The sequence below is a fragment of the Acidithiobacillus sp. TH-A36 genome (assembly GCF_057473445.1).
Genome location: NZ_JBYCKP010000465.1, coordinates 1 through 1,943 on the forward strand (window position 1 = coordinate 1; position 1,943 = coordinate 1,943).

3 protein-coding genes are annotated in these 1,943 nt (G+C 53.7%); all 3 read right to left on the bottom strand.

All coding sequences use genetic code 11. The features are described 5' to 3' along the window. A partial coding sequence (ftsX, locus tag AC2VLY_RS11930; RefSeq protein ID WP_486922343.1) for a permease-like cell division protein FtsX occupies positions 1-899 on the bottom strand: 899 nt, incomplete at its 3' end. Beyond that, positions 896-1,567: a cell division ATP-binding protein FtsE gene (gene ftsE, locus AC2VLY_RS11935; RefSeq protein WP_010637749.1), complete on the bottom strand. Its 672-nt coding sequence runs from the start codon at positions 1,565-1,567 to the stop codon at positions 896-898. The genes ftsE and ftsX, both read right to left, overlap by 4 nt. Continuing rightward, a partial coding sequence (locus AC2VLY_RS11940; RefSeq protein ID WP_486922345.1) for a P-loop NTPase family protein occupies positions 1,564-1,943 on the bottom strand: 380 nt, incomplete at its 5' end. The genes ftsE and AC2VLY_RS11940, both read right to left, overlap by 4 nt.

A 1,943-nucleotide genomic window follows, 5' to 3' on the forward strand; every position in this document is an offset into this window, starting at 1 on the left:
GTATGGTCGAGGTGCTGACCCACTGCAAGGCGTGAACCCAGCCAGCCAAGAATAGCGCTGATGATAATCAGGATCAGTCCTTCCAGACCCGTCAGGCCTAAAAGCTGAAACCGGGTACCATACAAAGTCGCCAGACGATCAACCGGTCCCTGCAAAATCGCGATGGTAATCGCAATAATAATCCAGGCCAGTATTCCGGCAATAGCCCCCTGAATCAGTCCCTGATACAAAAATGGCCGGCGAATGAAGGCCCGCGTTGCCCCCACCAGACTGGCAATATCAATTTCATCGCGGCGCTGGGCAATATGCAGGCGAATGGTATTACCCATAACCAGAATTGCGCCCACGGCCAACATAATGGCCAAAATCCAGACAGCCCTTTTACCCAGGGCCAGAATGGCCTGCAGACGCGCCACCCAATGCAAATCGGATTGGGCACTGGCTACTCCGGGTTGACGCGCCCACTTCTGAACTTGCGCCTGCAAGGCCGCCGGACTTTCAGACAATGGATTCAGTTCAACAATAAACGAAGCCGGTAGTGGGTTTTCTCCGAGAATTTTGATGGCGGCAGTCATTCCGGCATTTTTTTCAAATGTTTTCAATGCGGCTTCCTTACCGACATAGCGCACATTGACGACCCCGGTGCTGCCCTGTAACCGCTTCTGCAGCTGCTGTATGTCTTGCTCCGTAGCATCCTGATGGATAAACAGGGAAATCTGGGCCTGATCCCGCCATTGCCCCAACAATTGCTGGAGATTATTGAGCGCAGCAAAGAGGCCCACGGGCAGCGCCAGCACAATAGCCAGGGCAAAAATGGTCATCAGCGTTGCTAAGGGCTGCTTCAGCAGGGTGTTCAAGGCATTTTGGGCGGCTTCCCGACGAATATGTAAGGCACTCACGCGGATTTCTCCTTGGAATTTTGCAGCATCCCTTGCTCCAGATGAAAGACGGGGAGTCCCAGACGCTCTACCTGGGACTGGTCGTGGGTAGCCACCAGAACCGTGGTACCATGCTGATGAAAGTCCCGAAACAGATCCAGAATTTCCGTGCTTAACGAACCATCGAGATTACCGGTCGGCTCATCGGCGAGCAAAATTTCCGGGGTATGCACAATGGCCCGGGCAATCCCCACCCGCTGCTGTTCGCCGCCCGACAGAGTGGCCGGCAAATTATGAATCCGGTTACCCAACCCGACTTTTTCCAGCGCTGCCCTTACCCGGCTTTGAATCTGCTTTCCAGATACCCCACTGACCTGCAAAGTCAGGGCGACATTATTGAACACGTCACGATCCATCAATAATTTGTGATCCTGAAAAACCACCCCAATGCGCCGACGATAGGCGGGAATATGTCGTTTTTTAAGGGTCGAAACATCCACGCCATTGACCATCAGCGTGCCATGACTGACGTCCTCCAGACGCAGCAACAATTTCAGAAGCGTACTTTTGCCTGCCCCCGAAGGCCCGGTCAATAAAGCCATCTGCCCGGTCGGCAATTTAAGATTCAGTTCCCGCAGCACATGATGGCGGCCGGGATAATGTTTGGTGACATTGATAAATTCAATCATGACTTCGGCTCCGCGAAGAGGGCATCAACAAAAGATTCTGGATCAAAGGGACGCAAGTCAGCCACCTGTTCGCCTACACCAATGTAACGAATCGGAATCGGCAGAGCCTTGGCAATAGCCGCCACCACCCCGCCCTTGGCGGTGCCATCCAGTTTGGTAATACAGATACCCGTCAGACCAACAGCCTCATGAAACTGCTGGGCCTGATTCAGGGCATTTTGTCCGGTTCCTGCATCCAGCACCAACCAGACCTGATGGGGTGCGTCCGGATCCTGCTTCGCCAGTACCCTTTTGACTTTTTTCAGCTCTTCCATCAGATGGTCCTGGGTATGCAGGCGTCCTGCCGTATCGGCAATGAGCAGATCGGCAGATCGGG

Bases quoted from the DNA above. Each gene is read 5' to 3' on its own strand.
- ftsE (WP_010637749.1), bottom strand. From the start codon at position 1,567: ATGATTGAATTTATCAATGTCACCAAACATTATCCCGGCCGCCATCAT.